Here is a 19,029-nt window from a genome sequence, read left to right on the forward strand (position 1 = left end):
CGGGTTTCTTTAATCCACTCATTTTTATCAACCGGGTTTTCCAGTCCGCGTCGCAAGGCGCGTTTTGCTTCTGTGTGAAGCTGGCGTAACAGGCTTGAACGCCATGCATTCCAAAGTGTCGGGTTGGTGGCGTTGATGTCGGCGACAGTCAGGGTAAATAAATAATCTAAGCGCTGTTGGTCGCCCACATGTTTCGCGAACTGCTGTATGACGTCTGGGTCAGAGATATCTTTGCGCTGGCTAACCGCAGACATTAATAAGTGGTTTTTAACCAGCCACGTCACCAGTGAGGTATCCCGCTCGGACAATCCGTGATCGCGACAAAAGAGCTCCGCGTCAATGGCCCCCAGTTCTGAGTGATCACCGCCACGACCTTTGCCGATATCGTGGTATAGGCCTGCGATATAAATAAGCTCTTTTTTCGGGAGACGGCGTGCCACTCTGGATGAGACCGGAAACTTCTCTTCATAGTTGCCGGTCATGAAACGGCGAATGTTCTGTATCAGCTCAAGGGTATGGGCGTCGACCGTGTACGCATGAAACAAGTCGTGTTGCATCTGGCCGATAATTTTCCCGAACTCTGGTAGGTAATTTCCCAAAAAGCCATAGCGAGTCATTCGTCGCAACATGCGTGTAATCTGATAAGGAGAACGCAGGAATTCGATGAACATTGCCTTGTGCGTTGGATTATCTCGAAAGCGCTGGTCAACAAGGTCGCGATTGTCCGAGATTGCACGCAGCGTTCTTGCTCCGATGTCGACGACGTCTCCATGCTGGGCGCAAATCAGAAACGCTTCGAGTATCGCGGTAGGTTGCGATCTGAACATATCAAGGTCTACCGCATTTAAATAACCTTGCTGTTTGTAAAATCGCTCGTTTACGACCTCGATAGTGCTGTTATCGGCATCCACTAAATGCTGTTCGAAATATTGAATAAGCACATCGTTAATTTGCCCGATTGTGAGGGCCCAGCGATAGTAGACTTGCATGAACTGCTCGACCGCCAGGCGTTCGCCATCATCGGTTAAGCCCCAGAGTTCTGCAATCTGCCTTTGATAGTCAAACAGCAGGCGATCTTCAGGTCGTCTGCTCAGCATATGCAGAGCATATCGAACGCGCCACATGTAGTTGCGGCCTTCCTCTAACAGTGCTCGTTCGTCCGATGTCAGTAGGGTGTCAACACCAAAAGCAGCACTTGCCGATACGTTGAAGTGGCGCTCGATAATCCAGCAGATGATTTGCAGATCACGCAACCCGCCGGGCGAGCTTTTGACGTTTGGTTCTAGGTTGTATTCAGTATCCGCAAACTTGTCATGGCGCTCGTTTTGCTCTTGCAATTTGGCATGGAAAAATTCGTTACTGGTCCACATGTTAGCGGTACTGATTCCGTTCGTGACCGCAGACATTAGGTCTGACTGACCCACAAGCACTCTGGCTTCCATCAGATTAGTCAAAACGGTGATGTCACTGCTGGCCTCCTCTAAGCAGGCGGCAACGGTTCTCACGCTGTGACCTAACTGCAGGCCAGAATCCCAAACGCTAGTGACAAAGTGCTCGATTGCGTCTCGATATTGCTCTGGGTCATGTTGGCACAAGATCATTAAGTCGATGTCGGAGTAGGGGTGTAATTCGCCACGCCCATAGCCCCCAAGTGCTATCATGCAAACGCCGTCAGCGGACCCGGCGCAGCTTTCCCAGAGGGCAACTAAAATGCGATCAACAGCGCGTGTTCTAGCGCGAAGCAAGGCCTCGATGCTCCCTCCAGCGATGAAGGCCGCGTCAAGTGCCTGGCCGACTCGCTTTAACGAAGTCTTTGCTGTGGCGCTGGCGTTCGATGCATCAAAGCCCGGAAGGTTTCCCGAATGAATTTCGTCAAGTACGGCAATGGCGTTAGTTGACATACATTTATAGGCTTATGGTGTCGTCGCTGCGCAGTGTGAAGATTTCGACGCCGGAGTCTGTTACGCCCAGGGTGTGTTCCCACTGTGCGCTGAGTCGTCCATCTTTTGTGGTTACGGTCCAGCCATCGTTGGTATTTAGTTTGGTATGGCGTTTGCCGGCGTTGATCATCGGCTCGATGGTAAAGGTCATTCCGGGCTTCAATGCCATGCCTTCTCCTGTGCGTCCGTAGTGCAACACTTGCGGGTCTTCATGGAAAACCGCGCCGATCCCGTGTCCGCAATATTCCCTAACCACAGAGTAATAGTGTTTTTCTGCATGCTCTTGGATGATGGCTCCGATATCGCCCAGTGTTGTCCCGGGTTTAACGATGGCAATGGCTTTGTACAAGCACTCCTGCGTCACTTTAATTAAGCGCTCAGCGTGAGGGGCGATGTCACCGACACCCACCATAATACTGGTATCCCCATGGTAGCCATCTTTAATGACGGTTACGTCAATATTAACGATGTCGCCATTCTTTAACCTTTTCGTATCCGAGGGGATGCCGTGGCACACAACGTCGTTGATTGAAGTGCAAATCGAGCGGGGGAAGCCATGGTAATTCAGGGGCGCTGGAATAGCTTTCTGCTCTTCCACAATGAATTGGTGGCAGATGTTGTCGAGCTCGCCCGTGGTTACTCCGGGTTGTACGTAAGGCTTGATCATCTCTAGAACGTCAGCAGCAAGCTTCCCTGCTACGCGCATTTTCTGGAATTCTTCGGGTGATTTAATGGTAACGCTCATGCTGAAGATTTGGGCCCTTGGCGACACGAAAGCTCGCTAGTGTACCGTAGGAGGCCAGATCCGCGCCACTGAAATTGGTCCGTAAAATAGAAGGCAGGCTTCTCTTTTCAGGTGAACCGTGGTATAAAGCGCGCCGCTATTCAAGAGAGTAGCGATTAACTTAACGACGCACACATTCCGATAGCGTTATCAGGGTGCCGCGAAAGTGGTTTGGTAGCGAGGTTTGTGGAGGCTTAACCCGATACAGAGAGAGATATTATGACGCAAGTAACGATGCGAGAGTTACTGCAGGCTGGTGCACACTTTGGCCACCAGACCCGCTACTGGAACCCCAAAATGGGCCGCTACATTTTCGGCGCCCGCAACAAGATCCATATCATCAACCTTGAGCACACTGTGCCTGCATTGAACGATGCATTGGCGATGGTTGAGCGGTTGGCCTCAAACAAAAATAAAGTCCTTTTTGTCGGTACCAAGCGTGCTGCAGGTAAAGTCATTAAGGAGCAAGCTGAGCGTGCGGCTATGCCGTACGTAAGTCATCGTTGGTTGGGTGGTATGCTGACCAACTATAAAACGATACGTGCATCTATCAAGCGTTTGCGGGATCTAGAGGCTCAACAAGCCGATGGTACGTTCGCCAAGTTGACGAAGAAAGAAGCGTTGATGCGCACTCGTCAGATGGAAAAGCTTGAGCGCTCCATCGGTGGTATTAAAGATATGGGTGGCTTACCTGACGCATTATTTGTGATCGACGTAGATCACGAGCGCATTGCGATCACTGAAGCGAACAAGCTCGGCATTCCTGTCATTGGCATTGTGGATACCAACAGTGATCCAGATGGTGTTGATTATGTTATCCCGGGTAATGATGACGCGATCCGCGCCGTAAAGCTCTATGCTCAAGCCATTGCAGATGCTTGTATTGCAGGAAAAACAGGCGATACCGCAGCGATTAAAAACGAATTCGTAGAAGTCGAAGCCGAAGCTGAAGAAGCAGCGGCTGAATAAAACACTGCCGAGTTCCGCGGGCGCTGAGCGCCCGCGTCGATAGATTTTTAGACCAACTAGGAGAGAATTATGTCAGCAGCACTTGTGAAAGAGTTGCGTGAGCGTACCGGTTTGGGTTTGCTCGAGTGTAAAAAAGCGCTAGCCGAGGCGGATGGCGATATCGAAAAAGCGATTGAAGAACTGCGAAAGTCGTCGGGCATGAAGGCTGCGAAAAAAGCTGGTCGAACGGCTGCAGATGGTGTGGTTTTGGCGCGCGTTAGCGAAGACGGCAGCTACGGTCAGTTGGTCGAAGTTAATAGCGAAACAGACTTTGTCGCACGCGATGATAACTTTTTGGGATTCGCTAACAGCGTAGCTGACGCGGCGTTGTCAGCACGTACGACTGACGTTGCGAGCGTAATGGCTGGCGATTTAGAAGCTGCCCGTGAAGGTTTGGTTCAAAAGATCGGCGAAAACATTGGTGTTCGTCGTATCGATGCCGTAGACGCTGGCGAGGGCGTTGTGGGCGCTTACGTGCATGGCAACAAGCGTATCGCTGTGCTTGTGGCCCTGCAAGGTGGCGATCAAGATTTGGCGCGTGATGTTGCGATGCATGTCGCGGCAGTGAACCCTCAGGTTGTCTCCCCTGACGATATGCCGCAGGAATTGATCGAGAAAGAAAAAGAGATCTACACCGCTCAAGCTCTTGAGTCGGGCAAGCCGGCAGAAATCGTCGAAAAAATGATCGGCGGTCGTATCAAGAAGTTCTTAGCTGAAAACAGCTTGGTAGAACAAGCCTTTGTCAAAGACCCCGAAACGACAGTCGGCAAACTGGTAAGTTCTGCTGGCGCATCTGTTTTGGCTTTCGTCCGCTTCGAAGTGGGTGAGGGTATCGAGGTGCAGAAAGTCGACTTTGCTGATGAAGTGGCGGCTCAGCTGAAAGGCTAAGAGGTTCGTCGAATCAGAGGTTACAGATAACCCCGTTTTTACGGGGTTTTTTGTAGGTAGAAAATTTTTGATCCAGTCTCGCGTTTATTTTAAGCAGGGCTAGGGTCAAGACACGTTGTGCGTTAACATAGCCATCACTTAGGAGGGGCTCATGGGTCAAAATTCTGCAGAAAAGAAATATAAACGCATACTCTTAAAATTAAGTGGCGAGGCGCTAACAGGGGAAGAAGCTTTTGGTATCGACCCCAAGATTTTAGATCGAATGGCGCTTGAGATTGGGCAATTGGTAGGCATTGGCGTTCAGGTGGGTTTGGTTGTCGGCGGCGGTAATTTGTTCCGTGGAGCAGCTCTACAGAGAGCCGGGCTAGATCGTGTTACCGGCGATCATATGGGAATGCTGGCTACGGTGATGAACGCGCTCGCGTTGCGCGACGCGCTGGAGCGTTCTAATATTGCTACGCAGGTCTTATCGTCGATTCCTATGAGTGGTGTCGTCGACCATTACGATCGACGAAAAGCCATACGAGCCCTGTCTAATGGCGATGTGGTTATTTTTGCCGCCGGCACCGGTAATCCTTTCTTTACCACCGACTCATCCGCGTGCCTGCGTGGTATCGAGGTTGAGGCCGAGTTGGTCTTGAAAGCAACGAAGGTGGATGGTGTGTATTCGGCAGATCCCTTCAAAGATCCTGATGCCATAAAATACGACCGCCTAACTTACGATGAGGTGCTCGACAAGAAGCTGGAAGTTATGGACTTGACTGCCATATGTTTGTGCAGAGATCACAACATGCCTGTGCGCGTATTCGAAATGGAAAAGCAAGGTGCGTTACTGAACATCGTGCGTGGCGGCACTGACGGCACACTTATCGAAGCAGCTAGCGAATAGAAACAACGGAGTTACCAAGTGATTAACGATATTAGAGAAGAAGCCCAAGCGCGAATGCAAAAAAGTATCGAAGCTCTGGGGTATAACTTCAATAAAATTAGAACGGGGCGCGCCCACCCAAGCCTGCTCGACGGAATTAAAGTCGAATATTACGGATCGGATACCCCGCTCAATCAAGTGGCCAATATTAATATCGAAGATGCGCGGACACTGTCTCTGCAGGTGTGGGATCGCACGATGATTTCAGCAGTTGAAAAAGCGATTATGAAGTCAGATTTGGGGTTGAATCCGTCCAGTGCTGGCGAGGTCATTCGCATTCCCATGCCAATGTTGACCGAGGAAACACGCAAAGGCTATATCAAGCAGGCCCGCGCTGAAGCGGAGGCGGCACGCGTATCGCTTCGAAACGCCCGTCGCGATGCGATGAGTATGCTAAAGGACCTGGTGAAAGAGAAAGAAATCAGCGAAGACGATGAGCGTCGAGGTCAAGATGAAGTGCAAAAGTTAACCGACAAGATGGTAAAAAAGGTTGATGAGCTCTTGGCGGTTAAAGAAGCCGACCTGATGGAAATCTAGACACACATCTGCATGGTTGCTGCCAATAACAATGCGGTGCTTATGAGCACCGCTCCACCACCAAAGCCTAAACACGTCGCTATCATCATGGACGGGAATAATCGTTGGGCAAAGCGTCGTAAGTTATCGAGCTCGGCTGGGCATAAGGCGGGCGTTGAGGCGGTAAGAGGCGTGTTAGACGCTTGTAAGCTGCACCAAATAGAGGTGCTGACCTTGTTTGCTTTTAGTAGTGAAAACTGGAGGCGGCCGCGGCCCGAGGTGCGAGCTCTGATGGCGTTATTCATGCGCTATTTGCGTAATGAAGTACAAGAGTTGCACGAAGATGGCGTTCAAATACGATTCATAGGTCGCCGTGATCGATTAAGCGCACGGGTTCTACAACTGATGGAGAGAAGCGAAGCCTTAACGGCTGACAACCGTCGCTCGATACTGGTGATCGCGGTAGATTACGGTGGTCGCTGGGATATCGCGCAAGCGAGCGTGCGCCTCGCGGCTGACATTCAGGCAGGGCATGTGGATGCGAATTGTGTCGACGAGGCGATGATGTCTGAGTATCTGGTAACTGGGCAGCTGCCTGAGCCAGATTTGTGCATTAGAACTGGCGGTGATGCGAGAGTCAGTAATTTTATGCTGTGGCAATTTGCGTACACCGAGTTTTATTTTACCGATACATTGTGGCCTGATTTTGACCGAACAGCCTTTGAGCACGCTTTAATGGATTTTGGTAGCAGAGATCGACGGTTCGGTGGCCGGAACGAGGAGGTTGCTCATGTTAAAGGCTAGAATCGCGACGGCAGTGCCTTTAGCGCTCATGTTCATCGGCCTGGTTTTGTTTGCGCCTCCTTCTTTGCTCGCTGCTGTCTTTGGATTATTCGTGTTAATGGGCGCGTGGGAGTGGACCCGTCTAGCGGGACTGACCTCATTATTGTTACGCAGTTTGTTCTTGGTGTTCGTTGTGGCAGGTTTGATTGCGGGCAGTGCACAACTGCAATTGTTAGCGCAGGTTCAGCGCCTGAATGTGCAGTCAGTGATGGGCGTTGCATGTCTGGCTTGGGCCGTGGCGATGCTCTGGATTAAAGGCTATCCGAGTAGCGCGATTTTATGGCGTAGCCGAGTCATGCGCTTAATTATGGGGTACCTCATGCTGGTGCCTGCCTGGATTGCTGTTATGTTCTTGCTGAGCGTCCCCTTGGGGCGAGTGGTTTTGATTTGTATGGTCGCAACAGTTGTTGTGGCAGATGTCGGTGCCTACTTTTCAGGCCGATTCCTAGGGCGGCACAAACTCGCGCCAAACGTGAGTCCGGGCAAGACATGGGAGGGCTTTTGGGGCGGTTTTCTCGCCTGCGCTGGCTTTGGCGTTTTGCTTTGGTGGTTGCGCCCGGTTGAAGTTTCGCATTTAAATTTGTCTGCAATTTTGGCGATAACGCTGGCAACGGCTCTCGCCTCAGTTGTGGGTGATTTGACGGTCAGCATGGTCAAGCGCGAGAGCGGGCATAAAGACAGTGGTAACTTGTTGCCCGGTCATGGCGGTGTCTTGGATCGCCTCGATAGCATCTGCGGCGCGGCACCGATTTTTGCTTTGGGCTACATGCTGGCGAACTGGTGATGGAGACCCCAACTCAGCAGTCCGTTGCGGTATTGGGCGCGACGGGATCGATTGGTGCCAGCACCTTAGATGTGTTGGCGCGTCATCCCAGCCGATTTAAAGTGACTGTGCTGGCGGCGAATACCTCGGTTGATCAGATGATTGGATTGTGTCAGCTGTACACTCCACGCTACGCCCATATGGCCGACAGTGACAGTGCTGAGCGCTTGGCTGAGGCTCTGGCTCACAGTGACACTCAGGTTATGACTGGCAGCGATGAACTCTGCTCATTGGTCCAAAGTGCTGAGGTCGACGTGGTGATGGCTGCGATCGTCGGTGCTGCCGGTTTGCTTTCGACTCTGGCTGCGGCAAATGCGGGTAAAAAACTGTTGCTGGCGAATAAAGAATCGTTGGTGATGGCGGGCGCTTTGTTGATGGATGCTGCAGAAAGGTCAGGCGCTGCGATTTTACCAATCGACTCTGAGCACAATGCCATATTCCAGTGTCTTGCGAGCGATGATCGCGCCGTGCCGAATTTAGAGGGCGTTCGTTCGATTATTTTGACGGCGTCGGGTGGGCCATTTCGCCTGTGGGAGGCGGATGCAATTCAGTGTGCGACACCGGCTCAGGCAATAGCTCATCCGAATTGGAGTATGGGCGCAAAAATATCAGTGGATTCGGCCAGTTTGATGAATAAAGGTCTTGAGCTGATAGAAGCTAGTTGGTTGTTTCGTATGCCTGCTTCTCAGATAGAGGTTGTGGTGCACCCACAAAGCATCGTTCACTCTATGGTGCGATACGATGATGGCAGCGTGCTCGCACAGCTTGGCAATCCGGATATGAGAACGCCAATCGCTTACGGTTTGGCTTGGCCTGAACGAATTGATGCGGGCGTTAAGCCACTAGATTTCTTAAATATGGGTACCTTGGAGTTCGAATCCGCCGATACCACTCGCTTTCCGTGTTTGAGACTGGCTAGAGAATCTGCTGCGGCAGGTGGCACGGCGAGCGCGATCTGCAATGCTGCAAATGAAGTGGCGGTCGAGGCTTTTCTAACCCAGCGAATTGAGTTCGGTAATATTCCCAAAATCGTCGAAAATACTCTCACGAGTGTCGTCAACCGGGAACCGGAGTCGATTGACGTGGTCTTAGAACAGGACCGTTTGGCGAGACAGTTTGCCTCGGCTGACGTACAGCGCATGCGAAAAGGATCTTGATCGTGTTCGATATTATTCAAACAGTTTTCATGCTTGCCGTTACGCTCGGTATTGTTGTGACAGTACACGAGTTTGGTCATTTTTGGGTGGCTAGACGCTGTGGTGTGAAAGTGTTGAAGTTCTCAGTTGGGTTTGGTCGTTCGGTGTGGTCCCGACAGGGACAAGATGGCGTTGAATATGCCATAGGTGTATTGCCTCTCGGTGGCTATGTAAAAATGCTAGACGAGCGCGAGGCGCCTGTCGAAGCTGACCTGAAAGAGCAGGCTTTTAATAACAAGCCGCCTGCTCAGCGTATTGCAATTGCTGCAGCGGGACCGGTTTTCAATTTTATACTGGCCATCATCGTCTATTTTGTGCTTTTTCTCGCCGGAGAACGCGGTCTCGCGCCAGTAATCGGTGAAGTCGAGCCGGGCAGTATTGCCGAAATGGCCGGTTTGGAGTCCGGTCAAGAAATCGTTGCGATCGACGGGCAAAAGACACTGACTTGGCAGGCGGTGAATTTCGGTCTGCTGGAACGGCTCGGCGACTCTGGGACGATAGAATTTTCCGTGACTTATCCGCCGAGCGAGCAGATTTATAGCTCACAGGCCATTTTGGATCGATGGTTAGCCGGAGCGGAAGACGTAGATCTCATTCGGGAGCTGGGTATCGAGCCTTATCGCCCTGCAATTCCGGCAATAATCGGAGGCTTGGCAGATGATGGCGCTGCAATGAAAGCAGGTCTGCAGGTTGGTGATGAGTTTGTATCAATTGACGGCAACTCGATCTCAGATTGGATGACTCTTGTGGAGGAGGTTAAACGCTCAGCTGGGCAAGAGCGTTGGTTGGGGATACTGCGTGACGGGCTGCCTTTAACGGTCGCGGTGCAAATTGAGGCTGCCTTGGTAGACGGAGATACGATAGGGCGCTTAGGGGTGTATCCGGCGCCTGTCGATTTCCCTCCGAATATGATCCGCTACTTAGAGCGAGGTCCGATTGAGTCTTTGGCGGCAGCCCTAGAGCGCACCGGAGCGTTGGTGGTGTTTACGCTGGACTCGATGAAGAAGATGGTGGAGGGCTTGATATCCCCAAAAAACTTGAGCGGTCCGATTACGATTGCTAAAGTGGCGACCGCAACGGCCGAGCGCGGCTGGGCGAGTTATTTTGAATTTATAGCCTTGCTGAGTGTCAGCCTGGGCGTCTTAAATTTATTGCCCATTCCAGTGCTTGATGGTGGGCACATATTGTACTATGCGATAGAGTGGATAGCGGGGCGGCCAGTACCAGAGCGGGTTCAGATTATGGGCTATCAAATTGGCTTATTTTTGGTTACCTGTTTAATGGTGTTTGCGTTGTATAATGATGTGGCTCGATTGGGCTGAGGGAAAATCAATAATCTCGAAGCGTCTAACGTGAACGAGTGACATAAATAAGGGTTACCTTGAAATTTTTATCTAGATTACTTGCTATTGTGGGCATAACTCTGCTGGCTCATCACGCCAGCGCAGAGCCGTTTCAAGTAAGTGATATACGTGTAGAAGGTTTGCAGCGTATATCGGCGGGCAGCGTTTTTGCGGCACTTCCGCTGGCAGTGGGTGACACCGCGACGCCGGCGTCATTGCGGCAAGCGAGCCGCAACTTGTTCAATACTGGCAACTTCGATGACATTCAGGTCGGTCGAGATGGATCAGTGCTCGTGATCATCGTCGCTGAACGCCCCAGCATTAGTGAGATTAATATAGATGGCAATAAAGCCATTGAGACCGAGGCGTTGCTCGATGGCCTACGGGGCGCGGGTTTGGCCGTTGGGCAGGTGTTTCAGCGCTCGACCTTGGAAGGCATGCAGTTGGAACTTCAGAGGCAGTATGTGCAACAAGGGCGTTATGATGCTGCGATCGAAACCGATGTCATTCCAGAGCCGCGCAACCGCGTTTCGGTCAATATAACGATTGACGAGGGGACACCGGCGCGCATCAAGCACATCAATATCGTGGGTAATACCCTGTTTGATGAAGACGAATTAACGAAAGAGTTCGAGCTGAAAACTGGCGGTTGGCTGTCATTTTTTACCAGTGATGATAAGTACTCCAAAGAGAAGCTCACGGGAGATCTTGAAAAGTTAACCTCTTACTATCAGGACCGAGGCTATTTACAGTTCGCGATCGATTCGACTCAGGTAGCAGTATCTCCCGATAAGAGTGCGGTATACATCACCGCCAACATTACGGAGGGTGATAAGTTTACCGTGGCGTCGGTTGATCTATCCGGCGATTTAGTCGTTGACAAGCCCCTGCTCATGCCCTTTGTTTTGGTTAAAGAAGAGCAAACGTATAACCAGGCTGCGGTAACGGCGACGGAAGAATACCTCACTCAGCGCTTGGGTAATGAGGGCTATAATTTTGCCAAGGTCACGGGCATTCCCGAAATCAACGAAGAAGACAACACCGTTGATATGAAATTCTTTATCGATCCTGGCAAGCGCACCTATGTGCGGCGTATTACGTTTGCGGGTAACGAGCTCACCTCAGATGAGGTGTTGCGCCGGGAGATGCGACAAATGGAGAGCGCACCAGCGTCTCAAGCCATGATTGATCAGTCTCGAGTGCGCTTAGAGCGACTGGGATATTTCAGTAAAGCCGAAGTCGAAACGCTGCCCGTGCCTGGCACAGACGATCTGATCGACGTTGCCTTTACCGTAGAAGAGCAGTCTTCTGGCTCTATTTCAGGTAGCGTAGGTTACGCACAAGATGCGGGTTTGATTCTGGGTTTGAACCTAGAACAGGCGAACTTTTTGGGTAGCGGCAAGAGCATTGGCTTGGGAATTAACAGTTCACAGTACCAAGACCTTTACAATATTTCTTACACCAACCCTTACTTCACGGAAGACGGCGTTAGTCGTGGCTTTAGTGTATTTTACCGCGCGACTGATTTGTCTGAAATTAACGTTGCCAGTTACACCACCGATACCATTGGTGGCGCGATTTCTTTCGGGTATCCGATTAAAGAAACGCAACGCATAGGATTGAACTTTGGGGTTAACTCGACGACGATTACGGCGGGCCGCTACGCCGTGCAAGAAATTAAAGCAAGCCCGCGTCTAGAGACGGGTATTGAGGGTTGGTACGAGCAAGCGGTGCGAGATGATACTGGCGCATACACCTCAGTGGAGGTGTTTAACCCGATTGATACGCTTCCAGTCTCTGCGCTAACAAACGCTGACGTTACCGGCTTCTTGGATGAAAACGGCGATGACTTCTTTAATTACACGATTACGGCCTCTTGGTTGCAGTCGACCTTGAATCGCGGCCGATTGGCTACCCGTGGTGCCTCGCAATCGGTGTCTTTGGAGTTGTCTTTGCCCGGCTCAGATCTTGAGTTTTATAAGCTAAATTACCGCGGTGAATTGTTCCTGCCACTATCCGAGCTTTTTACGCTGCGGTTGAGAACAGAACTGGGCTACGGCGATGGATTTGGCAGCACGACGGAACTGCCATTTTTCGAGCATTTTTATGCGGGCGGCTTCGGTTCGGTGCGTGGCTTCGAGAACAATACTCTAGGACCTAGGAGTACGCCGCCTGCAACCTATACCATTTCGCGGCCCGTGACTGGTATCGATGCCGATGGTGCTCCCACTGAAGTCGGCGGCCCCGATGGCACTCAATTCGGGTATATTTTGGACCCCACTACTGGGAAACTGGCCTACACGGCGATTCAAGATAATGACCCCGATCCATTTGGCGGTAACGTGTTGATCGAAGGTAGCATTGAGCTGTTGTTCCCGATGCCCTTCATTGAAGACCGCAGCAAGTTGCGTTCAGCCTTCTTTATTGACGCGGGCAACGTATTTAACACCAACTGCTCGGCGATTCAGTTGAATTGTTTTGATATTGATGCCGGCGAGCTCCGCTATTCAGTGGGTGTAGGGGTGAGTTGGATTACTGGATTTGGACCGATGACGTTTAGCTTGGCGAAGCCTATGAACGCAGGTCCAGACGATCGCGAAGAAGCTTTTCAGTTTACTTTGGGTCGTGGATTTTAATTTTAATTGCTAGGAGAAAACTGTGTTAAAAATAACGAAAGGGTTGGTGTTTGTTGCGGCTTTGTTAGCGTCGTTTCACGTTGCTGCGCAAGGGCGTATTGCTGTAGTCAATATCGAGACGGCAATTCTGAGTACCGACTCTGCGCAAGCTTCACTCAAAGCGCTGGCTGATAAGCCTGACTTCAAAGAGCGCAAAGAGAAATTTGAAGATCTCTTGAAAAAGTATGAAGAGGACGCGGCGGCGTTTCAAAAAGACTCAGCGGTACTGACTGACGAGCAAAAAGCGAACAAGATTAAATCCTTGAAAGATCAAGAAGACGAGATCAAGTTGCATCAGACGAAGCTACAAGAAGCGCAGCAAATGGAAGCGCAAATGATTTTGCGCAACATGAGTCAGGCGACTCAAGAAGTACTGCGTGATTTGATTACGACAGAGAGCATTGGTTTATTGTTGCCAGCAAATGCGGTGATGCATGCAGACAACAGCTATAACATCACGGCAAAACTGACGGACAAGCTAAATCAGAAGCTAGCAGAAGCGTCGGCTAAGTAAGGACACCATGTTCTTGTGTTAGCGAGTATTTTAGCTAAGCATTTACAGCTTGAATTGCTCGGCAATGACCGTGATATCTCGGCCATCGCTCCAATTCAGACAGCGAGCTCAACGGAGCTCGCTTTCGTTTCGCAAGTACGATTTTTGAGCCAACTGGCCTCAACAAGGGCCGGTGTGGTCATTATAAAGCCAGCGTGGTCCGATCGCGTCCCTGAGGGTTGTGCCGCGATATTGGCACCCGATCCTTACTTGGCCTTCGCGCGAGCGACCCATTATTTCGCAGCAGCTAAAGAGCTTGCGACGGGAATTCATCCGAGTGCGCAAGTGCATCCCGAGGCAATAGTCGATGCTACTGCGGCTGTTGGAGCTAATGTATCAGTCGGGCGAGGCACCGAGATTGGTCCGAGTGTGACCATAGGTGCAAATGTGAGTATCGCTGATCATTGCAAGATAGGTGCTGGTAGCCGTCTTGAAGCCGGCGTAGTGTTATACTCGGACGTTCATATCGGCCAACGCTGTCGTATTCACGGCAACGCTGTGATTGGTAGCGACGGATTCGGTTTCGCACCCAGTCCAGAGGGCTGGGTAAAGATCGAACAGCTAGGAGGCGTGCGTATTGGTGACGACTGTGATATCGGTGCCAATACAGTGATTGACCGAGGCGCGTTACAGCATACTGTGTTGGGCAACAATGTGATAATCGATAATCTCGTCCAAGTTGCCCACAATTGTACTATTGGCGATCAGACCGCGATCGCAGCTTGTGTGGGGCTGGCGGGAAGCACGCGAATTGGTAGCCGTTGCACTCTGGCGGGCGGCGTTGGGGTGGTAGGTCATCTGGATATCTGTGACGATGTTCACGTGACGGCGATGAGTATGGTGACTAAGTCGATTAGTGAGCCCGGATCTTATTCGTCTGGTACCACCATGATGCCATCGGTCGAATGGCGGAAAAGTGCGGTTAGAATGGGACAGTTGGAAAACTTGAACAAGCGAGTTCAGCAACTGGAAAAATTATTGAGCAAGGAAACTCGAGATCAATAGCAATGTTGGATATTCATGAAATCCGAAAATATTTACCTCACCGGTACCCTTTTTTGCTGGTTGACCGAGTCGTTGACTTAGTGCCGGGCGAATCAATTACTGCCTACAAGAATCTGACGATCAACGAAGAGTTTTTTCAAGGCCATTTTCCCCAGGAGCCCGTTTTTCCCGGTGTGCTATTAGTTGAGGCCATGGCGCAGGCGGCGGGCATACTTGGGTTTGTGACGATGAACAAAACGCCAGAGGACGGCTCGATTTATTATTTTGTAGGTGCGGACAATTTGCGCTTTAAACGCCCCTGTGTGCCCGGCGACCGAGTTATGTTGCATGCCAAAATTGTTTCAGAGAAGCGAGGCATCTGGAAGTTCGAAGTTTCGGCTGATGTCGAAGGCCAGAAAGCTGCTTCTGCCACGATTCTGTGTGCAGATCGATAAATGAACATTCATCCAGCCGCCATTGTAGACCCCAAAGCGCAGCTCGCCGAAGGCGTTGAAATAGGCCCATGGACTTACATCGGGCCCGATGTGGTGATCGGAAAAGATACGATTATTGAACCGCACGTGATCATTCGCGGCCCCACGGTTATAGGCGAGCGAAATCACATCTATCAGTTTTCTAGCATTGGCGAGCGTACCCCGGATCTAAAATATAAAGACGAGCCTACGCGTCTACTCATTGGCGATGATAATGTCATTCGCGAAAACGTGACGATTCACCGCGGTACGGTGCAAGACCGCGGCGAGACAGTCATTGGTAATAACAACCTGCTAATGGCCTACGTTCATATCGGGCACGATAGTGTTATAAAAAACCACACGATTTTGGTGAACAATACGGCGCTTGCCGGCCACGTCCACGTGGGCGATTGGGCGATACTCAGCGGCTACACTCTGGTGCATCAGTTTTGCAAAATAGGATCGCATGCTTTCAGCGGTATGGGCACTGCAATAGGAAAAGATGTTCCTGCGTATGTTACTGTCAGTGGCGCGCCTGCTGAGGCGAAAACGATCAATACCGAGGGTTTACGTCGCCGTGGGTTTAGTGTCGAAGCCATTAGCCAACTGCGTCGCGCGTTTAAAATCGTGTATCGGCAGGGGCTAACCCTAGATATTGCGCTGCAGCGCCTAAGCGGCATGATTATCGAGACGCCCGAAGTGGCCTTGTTGATTGAGAGTATCGAAGCCTCCGAACGGGGCATCGTTCGCTAGTCATGTCAGCTCTTCGTATCGCGATGGTTGCGGGCGAAACCTCTGGCGACATTCTTGGTGCGCAGGTCATCGAAGCCCTAAAGAAACGGATCCCGAACATCGAGTTCGAGGGCGTTGGGGGGCCTCGCATGATTCAGGCTGGATTTTCGTCTTGGTTCGATATGGAACGCTTAGCCGTGATGGGTTTGGTCGAACCCTTAAAACGCTTGCCCGAATTGCTCAGTATGCGCAAGCAGCTCAAACAACACTGGCTCAAACACCCTCCGAACCTGTTTTTAGGCATTGACGCCCCGGATTTTAACTTGAATATAGAGACCGCACTCAAAGCGCAGGGGATACCAACTGCGCATCTGGTGTGTCCAACTGTGTGGGCTTGGCGAGAGGGTAGAGTTAAGACGATTGCTAAAGCTTGCGATGATCTACTGTGTTTGTTCCCTTTTGAACCGAGATCCTTTGAGGGAACGAAGGTTCGTGCACACTTTGTTGGGCATCCAATGGTTGAGGCTCTGGAAGAGTTACCCTCCGATATCGATATTCGGACGGCCCTTCATGTTGGCGATGAGCGCGTGCTTGCCTTGTTGCCGGGCTCTCGCCGAAGTGAAATCGAATCGCTGTTACCCATCTATTTGGAAGCCCTCGAGCTTTGTGATTTTCCGCACGACATTGTGATTCCTGCCAGCAATGGCGCTAATTTGGACCTCATACAATCAGTAGTGGCGACGTTTTCGATTAAACCTCGCGTAGTAATCGGCGGGTCGAGAGAACTGTTAAAAATAGCAGAACTCGCAATTGTGACATCAGGAACCGCTACACTTGAAGCCGCTTTGTTAGATTGCCCAATGGTAATCGCCTATCGAATGTCACCTGTCAGTTGGTTTTTTATAAAGCGCCTTCTCAAGACGAAGTTTGCTGGCTTGCCCAATATTATGTTGGGCAGAGCAGTGGTTCCCGAACTCATTCAACAAGAGTTGACGCCGCGCGCTTTAGCTAATGAACTTCAGGTTTTGATGGGGACTGGCGCTCTAGCACAAAAGGATGCGTTCAAAGAGATATTGAGCGCACTCGACACGCGGTTTGGCGACCAATGTGCAAGTGTTCTTGTGAACACCTTGGGGGGGTGACATGTCGCTAGCGTACGAGATCGGGTTAGTGGCGGGTGTTGACGAAGTAGGTCGTGGTCCATTGGTAGGTAATGTGGTGACTGCTGCTGTAATTCTGGACGTCGACAATCCCGTAGAGGGGTTGAAAGACTCAAAAAAGTGCACCGAAAAACAACTGTGTGCTTTAAACGAAGAAATTCAAGCCACGGCTCTATGTTTCGCGTTTGGGCACGCCACTCCCGCCGAGATCGATGAATTGAATATTCTACATGCGACCATGCTGGCCATGACTCGTGCGGTAAATGGCTTGTCCATTACCCCAGAGCATGTTCTCATTGATGGCAACAGAGTGCCGCGCCAGCTGGTGGTACCTGCTACGCCCTGTGTTAAGGGTGATGGTACTTATGCGTGCATTGCTGCGGCGAGTATATTGGCTAAAGTAGCTCGAGATGCTCAAATGGTAGACCTTGATCGTCGCCATCCTGAGTATGGATTCGCGCGTCACAAAGGCTACCCCACACTCGAACACCGGCAGGCGTTGATTGATCATGGGGTGCTGATCGAACACCGTAAAAGTTTTGGCCCCGTACAGCGCTGTTTATAGGCAAAAGAGAATTCGATGACTGATTTTGTTCATTTACGTTTGCACACTGAGTATTCCCTGATTGATGGGATTGTGCGAATCAAGCCTCTGATGAGCAAGGTCGCCGAGCTGGGGATGCCGGCCGTCGCCGTGACGGATTTTTGCAATTTTTTTGGTTTGGTCAAGGCGTACAAAGCGGCTTTGAGCGCCGGAGTTAAGCCAATTTTTGGTGCAGATTTTTTGATCTCGGGCTTAGCTGAAACTGACCGTGCTTTGCCGTTAACCCTGTTGGTGACGAGCCTAGAAGGCTACGCTAATTTGACGCGGTTAATTTCTAAAGCCTACCAAGAAGGTCAGCGCTTGGGCGTACCCTACATAGAATACGAATGGCTGACCGAATTCCAAGAGGGCTTGATTGCGCTGTCGGGTGGTCGAGAGGGTCACTTGGGCCAACTACTGTTGGCTAATAAGCAAGATCTGGCATTAGAACACGCGGCTCAATGGATGGCTTTATTCCCCGGACGGTTCTACCTCGAAATACAGCGCACCGGACGAGATAATGAAGAGCCCTACATTCACGAAGCCGTGAAGTTGGCTGCGGCCCTTCAGTGTCCAATTGTTGCGACGAACGACGTTCGATTTTTACAGGCTGATGAGTTCGAGGCCCACGAGGCGCGCGTCTGTATTGGTGAAGGGCGAACACTCGACGATCCCCGGCGGCCGCGCAATTATACTGATCAGCAATATCTTCGAAGCCCAGAAGAAATGGCCGAGCTGTTTCAAGATTTGCCTGAGGCTCTAGCAAATACAGTAGAGATTGCTAAACGCTGCAACCTGATTCTGAATCTGGGTACGCCATATTTGCCCGAATACCCTGTGCCCGACGGTATGACTATGGATCAGTATTTTCGTCAGCTATCGCACGAGGGCTTGGCTCAGCGAATTGGTAGTCAAGGAGAACGCATACCAGATCCGCGCTTTAGCCATCAAGATTACATCGATCGCCTCAATATCGAGTTAGACATCATTATTCAAATGGGCTTTCCGGGTTACTTTTTGATTGTGATGGATTTTATTCGGTGGGCTAAAGAGCATGATATACCAGTCGGGCCGGGCCGCGGTTCTGGTGCAGGCTCCCTGGTCGCCTATGTGCTTCTGATTACCGATCTTGATCCTTTGCAGTACGATTTGCTGTTCGAGCGGTTTTTGAACCCTGAGCGGGTGTCCATGCCTGACTTTGATGTCGACTTTTGTATGGATCGTCGTGACGAGGTTATCGACTATGTAGCGACTCATTATGGCCGCGATGCGGTGTCGCAGATTATTACCTTCGGTACGATGGCAGCAAAGGCGGTGGTCAGAGATGTTGCTCGAGTCCAGGGCAAGTCTTACGGTTTAGCCGACAAGTTATCAAAGTTGATCCCTTTTGAAGTGGGTATGACACTTGCGAAGGCGGTAGAGCAAGAAGAAGCTCTGCGCGATTTTTTAAGGGATGACTCGCAGGCACAAGAAATTTGGGATATGGCCTGTCAGCTTGAGGGTATTACTCGTAATGTTGGCAAACATGCGGGTGGCGTCGTCATTGCGCCGTCAAAATTAGTCGATTTCTCACCTTTGTATTGCGATGAGACTGGCG

The 19,029-nt window shown here is 50.9% G+C and carries 18 protein-coding genes; 16 read left to right on the forward strand and 2 right to left on the reverse strand.

Annotated elements, in window-relative coordinates:
• Positions 1-1,901 (reverse strand): [protein-PII] uridylyltransferase (gene glnD, locus ACTF5Z_RS07325; protein ID WP_438985072.1); only part of this gene is annotated, 1,901 nt, incomplete at its 3' end.
• 4 nt (positions 1,902-1,905) lie between these two features.
• The gene (map, locus tag ACTF5Z_RS07330; protein ID WP_438985073.1) at positions 1,906-2,685 is read right to left on the reverse strand and encodes a type I methionyl aminopeptidase; all 780 of its coding nucleotides are present in this window, start codon (positions 2,683-2,685) and stop codon (positions 1,906-1,908) included.
• A gap of 258 nt (positions 2,686-2,943) precedes the next feature.
• Here map and rpsB point away from each other — a divergent pair, with 258 nt between their 5' ends.
• From rpsB to dnaE, 16 genes are all read left to right on the forward strand, one after another.
• Entirely contained in the window at positions 2,944-3,693 is a 750-nt protein-coding gene (gene rpsB, locus ACTF5Z_RS07335) for a 30S ribosomal protein S2 (RefSeq protein WP_438985074.1), read from the forward strand.
• A gap of 69 nt (positions 3,694-3,762) precedes the next feature.
• Positions 3,763-4,620: a translation elongation factor Ts gene (gene tsf, locus ACTF5Z_RS07340; protein ID WP_438985075.1), complete on the forward strand. Its 858-nt coding sequence runs from the start codon at positions 3,763-3,765 to the stop codon at positions 4,618-4,620.
• 151 nt (positions 4,621-4,771) lie between these two features.
• Positions 4,772-5,509, forward strand: coding sequence for a UMP kinase (gene pyrH, locus ACTF5Z_RS07345; protein WP_438985076.1), 738 nt, complete (start codon positions 4,772-4,774; stop codon positions 5,507-5,509).
• Between the two features lie 18 nt (positions 5,510-5,527).
• On the forward strand, positions 5,528-6,085 hold the full coding sequence (gene frr / locus ACTF5Z_RS07350) for a ribosome recycling factor (RefSeq protein WP_423848978.1): 558 nt from the start codon (positions 5,528-5,530) through the stop codon (positions 6,083-6,085).
• 42 nt (positions 6,086-6,127) lie between these two features.
• Positions 6,128-6,868 carry a polyprenyl diphosphate synthase gene (gene uppS / locus ACTF5Z_RS07355; RefSeq protein WP_438985077.1) on the forward strand — a complete coding sequence of 247 codons (741 nt, stop codon included), beginning with the start codon at positions 6,128-6,130 and terminating at the stop codon, positions 6,866-6,868.
• Positions 6,855-7,691 (forward strand): phosphatidate cytidylyltransferase, encoded by an 837-nt coding sequence (locus tag ACTF5Z_RS07360; protein ID WP_438985078.1) that lies wholly within the window; start codon positions 6,855-6,857, stop codon positions 7,689-7,691. Before uppS ends, ACTF5Z_RS07360 begins: the two co-directional genes overlap by 14 nt.
• On the forward strand, positions 7,691-8,887 hold the full coding sequence (gene ispC / locus ACTF5Z_RS07365) for a 1-deoxy-D-xylulose-5-phosphate reductoisomerase (protein ID WP_438985079.1): 1,197 nt from the start codon (positions 7,691-7,693) through the stop codon (positions 8,885-8,887). The genes ACTF5Z_RS07360 and ispC overlap by 1 nt, the downstream gene beginning before the upstream one ends.
• A 2-nt stretch (positions 8,888-8,889) precedes the next feature.
• Positions 8,890-10,248 (forward strand): RIP metalloprotease RseP, encoded by a 1,359-nt coding sequence (gene rseP, locus ACTF5Z_RS07370; RefSeq protein WP_438985080.1) that lies wholly within the window; start codon positions 8,890-8,892, stop codon positions 10,246-10,248.
• Positions 10,249-10,307: 59 nt separating this feature from the next.
• Positions 10,308-12,905, forward strand: a complete 2,598-nt coding sequence (bamA, locus tag ACTF5Z_RS07375; RefSeq protein WP_438985081.1) for an outer membrane protein assembly factor BamA — start codon at positions 10,308-10,310, stop codon at positions 12,903-12,905.
• 22 nt (positions 12,906-12,927) lie between these two features.
• A complete protein-coding gene (locus tag ACTF5Z_RS07380; protein WP_423848972.1) occupies positions 12,928-13,458 on the forward strand; it encodes an OmpH family outer membrane protein in 531 nt (176 codons plus the stop codon).
• Between the two features lie 15 nt (positions 13,459-13,473).
• Positions 13,474-14,502, forward strand: a complete 1,029-nt coding sequence (lpxD, locus tag ACTF5Z_RS07385; protein WP_438985082.1) for a UDP-3-O-(3-hydroxymyristoyl)glucosamine N-acyltransferase — start codon at positions 13,474-13,476, stop codon at positions 14,500-14,502.
• Positions 14,503-14,504: 2 nt separating this feature from the next.
• Entirely contained in the window at positions 14,505-14,936 is a 432-nt protein-coding gene (fabZ, locus tag ACTF5Z_RS07390) for a 3-hydroxyacyl-ACP dehydratase FabZ (protein ID WP_438985083.1), read from the forward strand.
• On the forward strand, positions 14,937-15,710 hold the full coding sequence (gene lpxA, locus ACTF5Z_RS07395; protein WP_438985084.1) for an acyl-ACP--UDP-N-acetylglucosamine O-acyltransferase: 774 nt from the start codon (positions 14,937-14,939) through the stop codon (positions 15,708-15,710).
• A 2-nt stretch (positions 15,711-15,712) separates the two neighbouring features.
• A complete protein-coding gene (lpxB, locus tag ACTF5Z_RS07400) occupies positions 15,713-16,831 on the forward strand; it encodes a lipid-A-disaccharide synthase (protein ID WP_438985085.1) in 1,119 nt (372 codons plus the stop codon).
• 1 nt (position 16,832) lies between these two features.
• The gene (gene rnhB / locus ACTF5Z_RS07405; protein ID WP_438985086.1) at positions 16,833-17,414 is read left to right on the forward strand and encodes a ribonuclease HII; all 582 of its coding nucleotides are present in this window, start codon (positions 16,833-16,835) and stop codon (positions 17,412-17,414) included.
• 15 nt (positions 17,415-17,429) lie between these two features.
• The coding region (gene dnaE, locus ACTF5Z_RS07410; protein ID WP_438985087.1) for a DNA polymerase III subunit alpha at positions 17,430-19,029 on the forward strand (1,600 nt) is incomplete at its 3' end.

The sequence above is a fragment of the Aequoribacter sp. genome, from assembly GCF_965659035.1.
Classification (GTDB): Bacteria; Pseudomonadota; Gammaproteobacteria; order Pseudomonadales; family Halieaceae; genus Aequoribacter.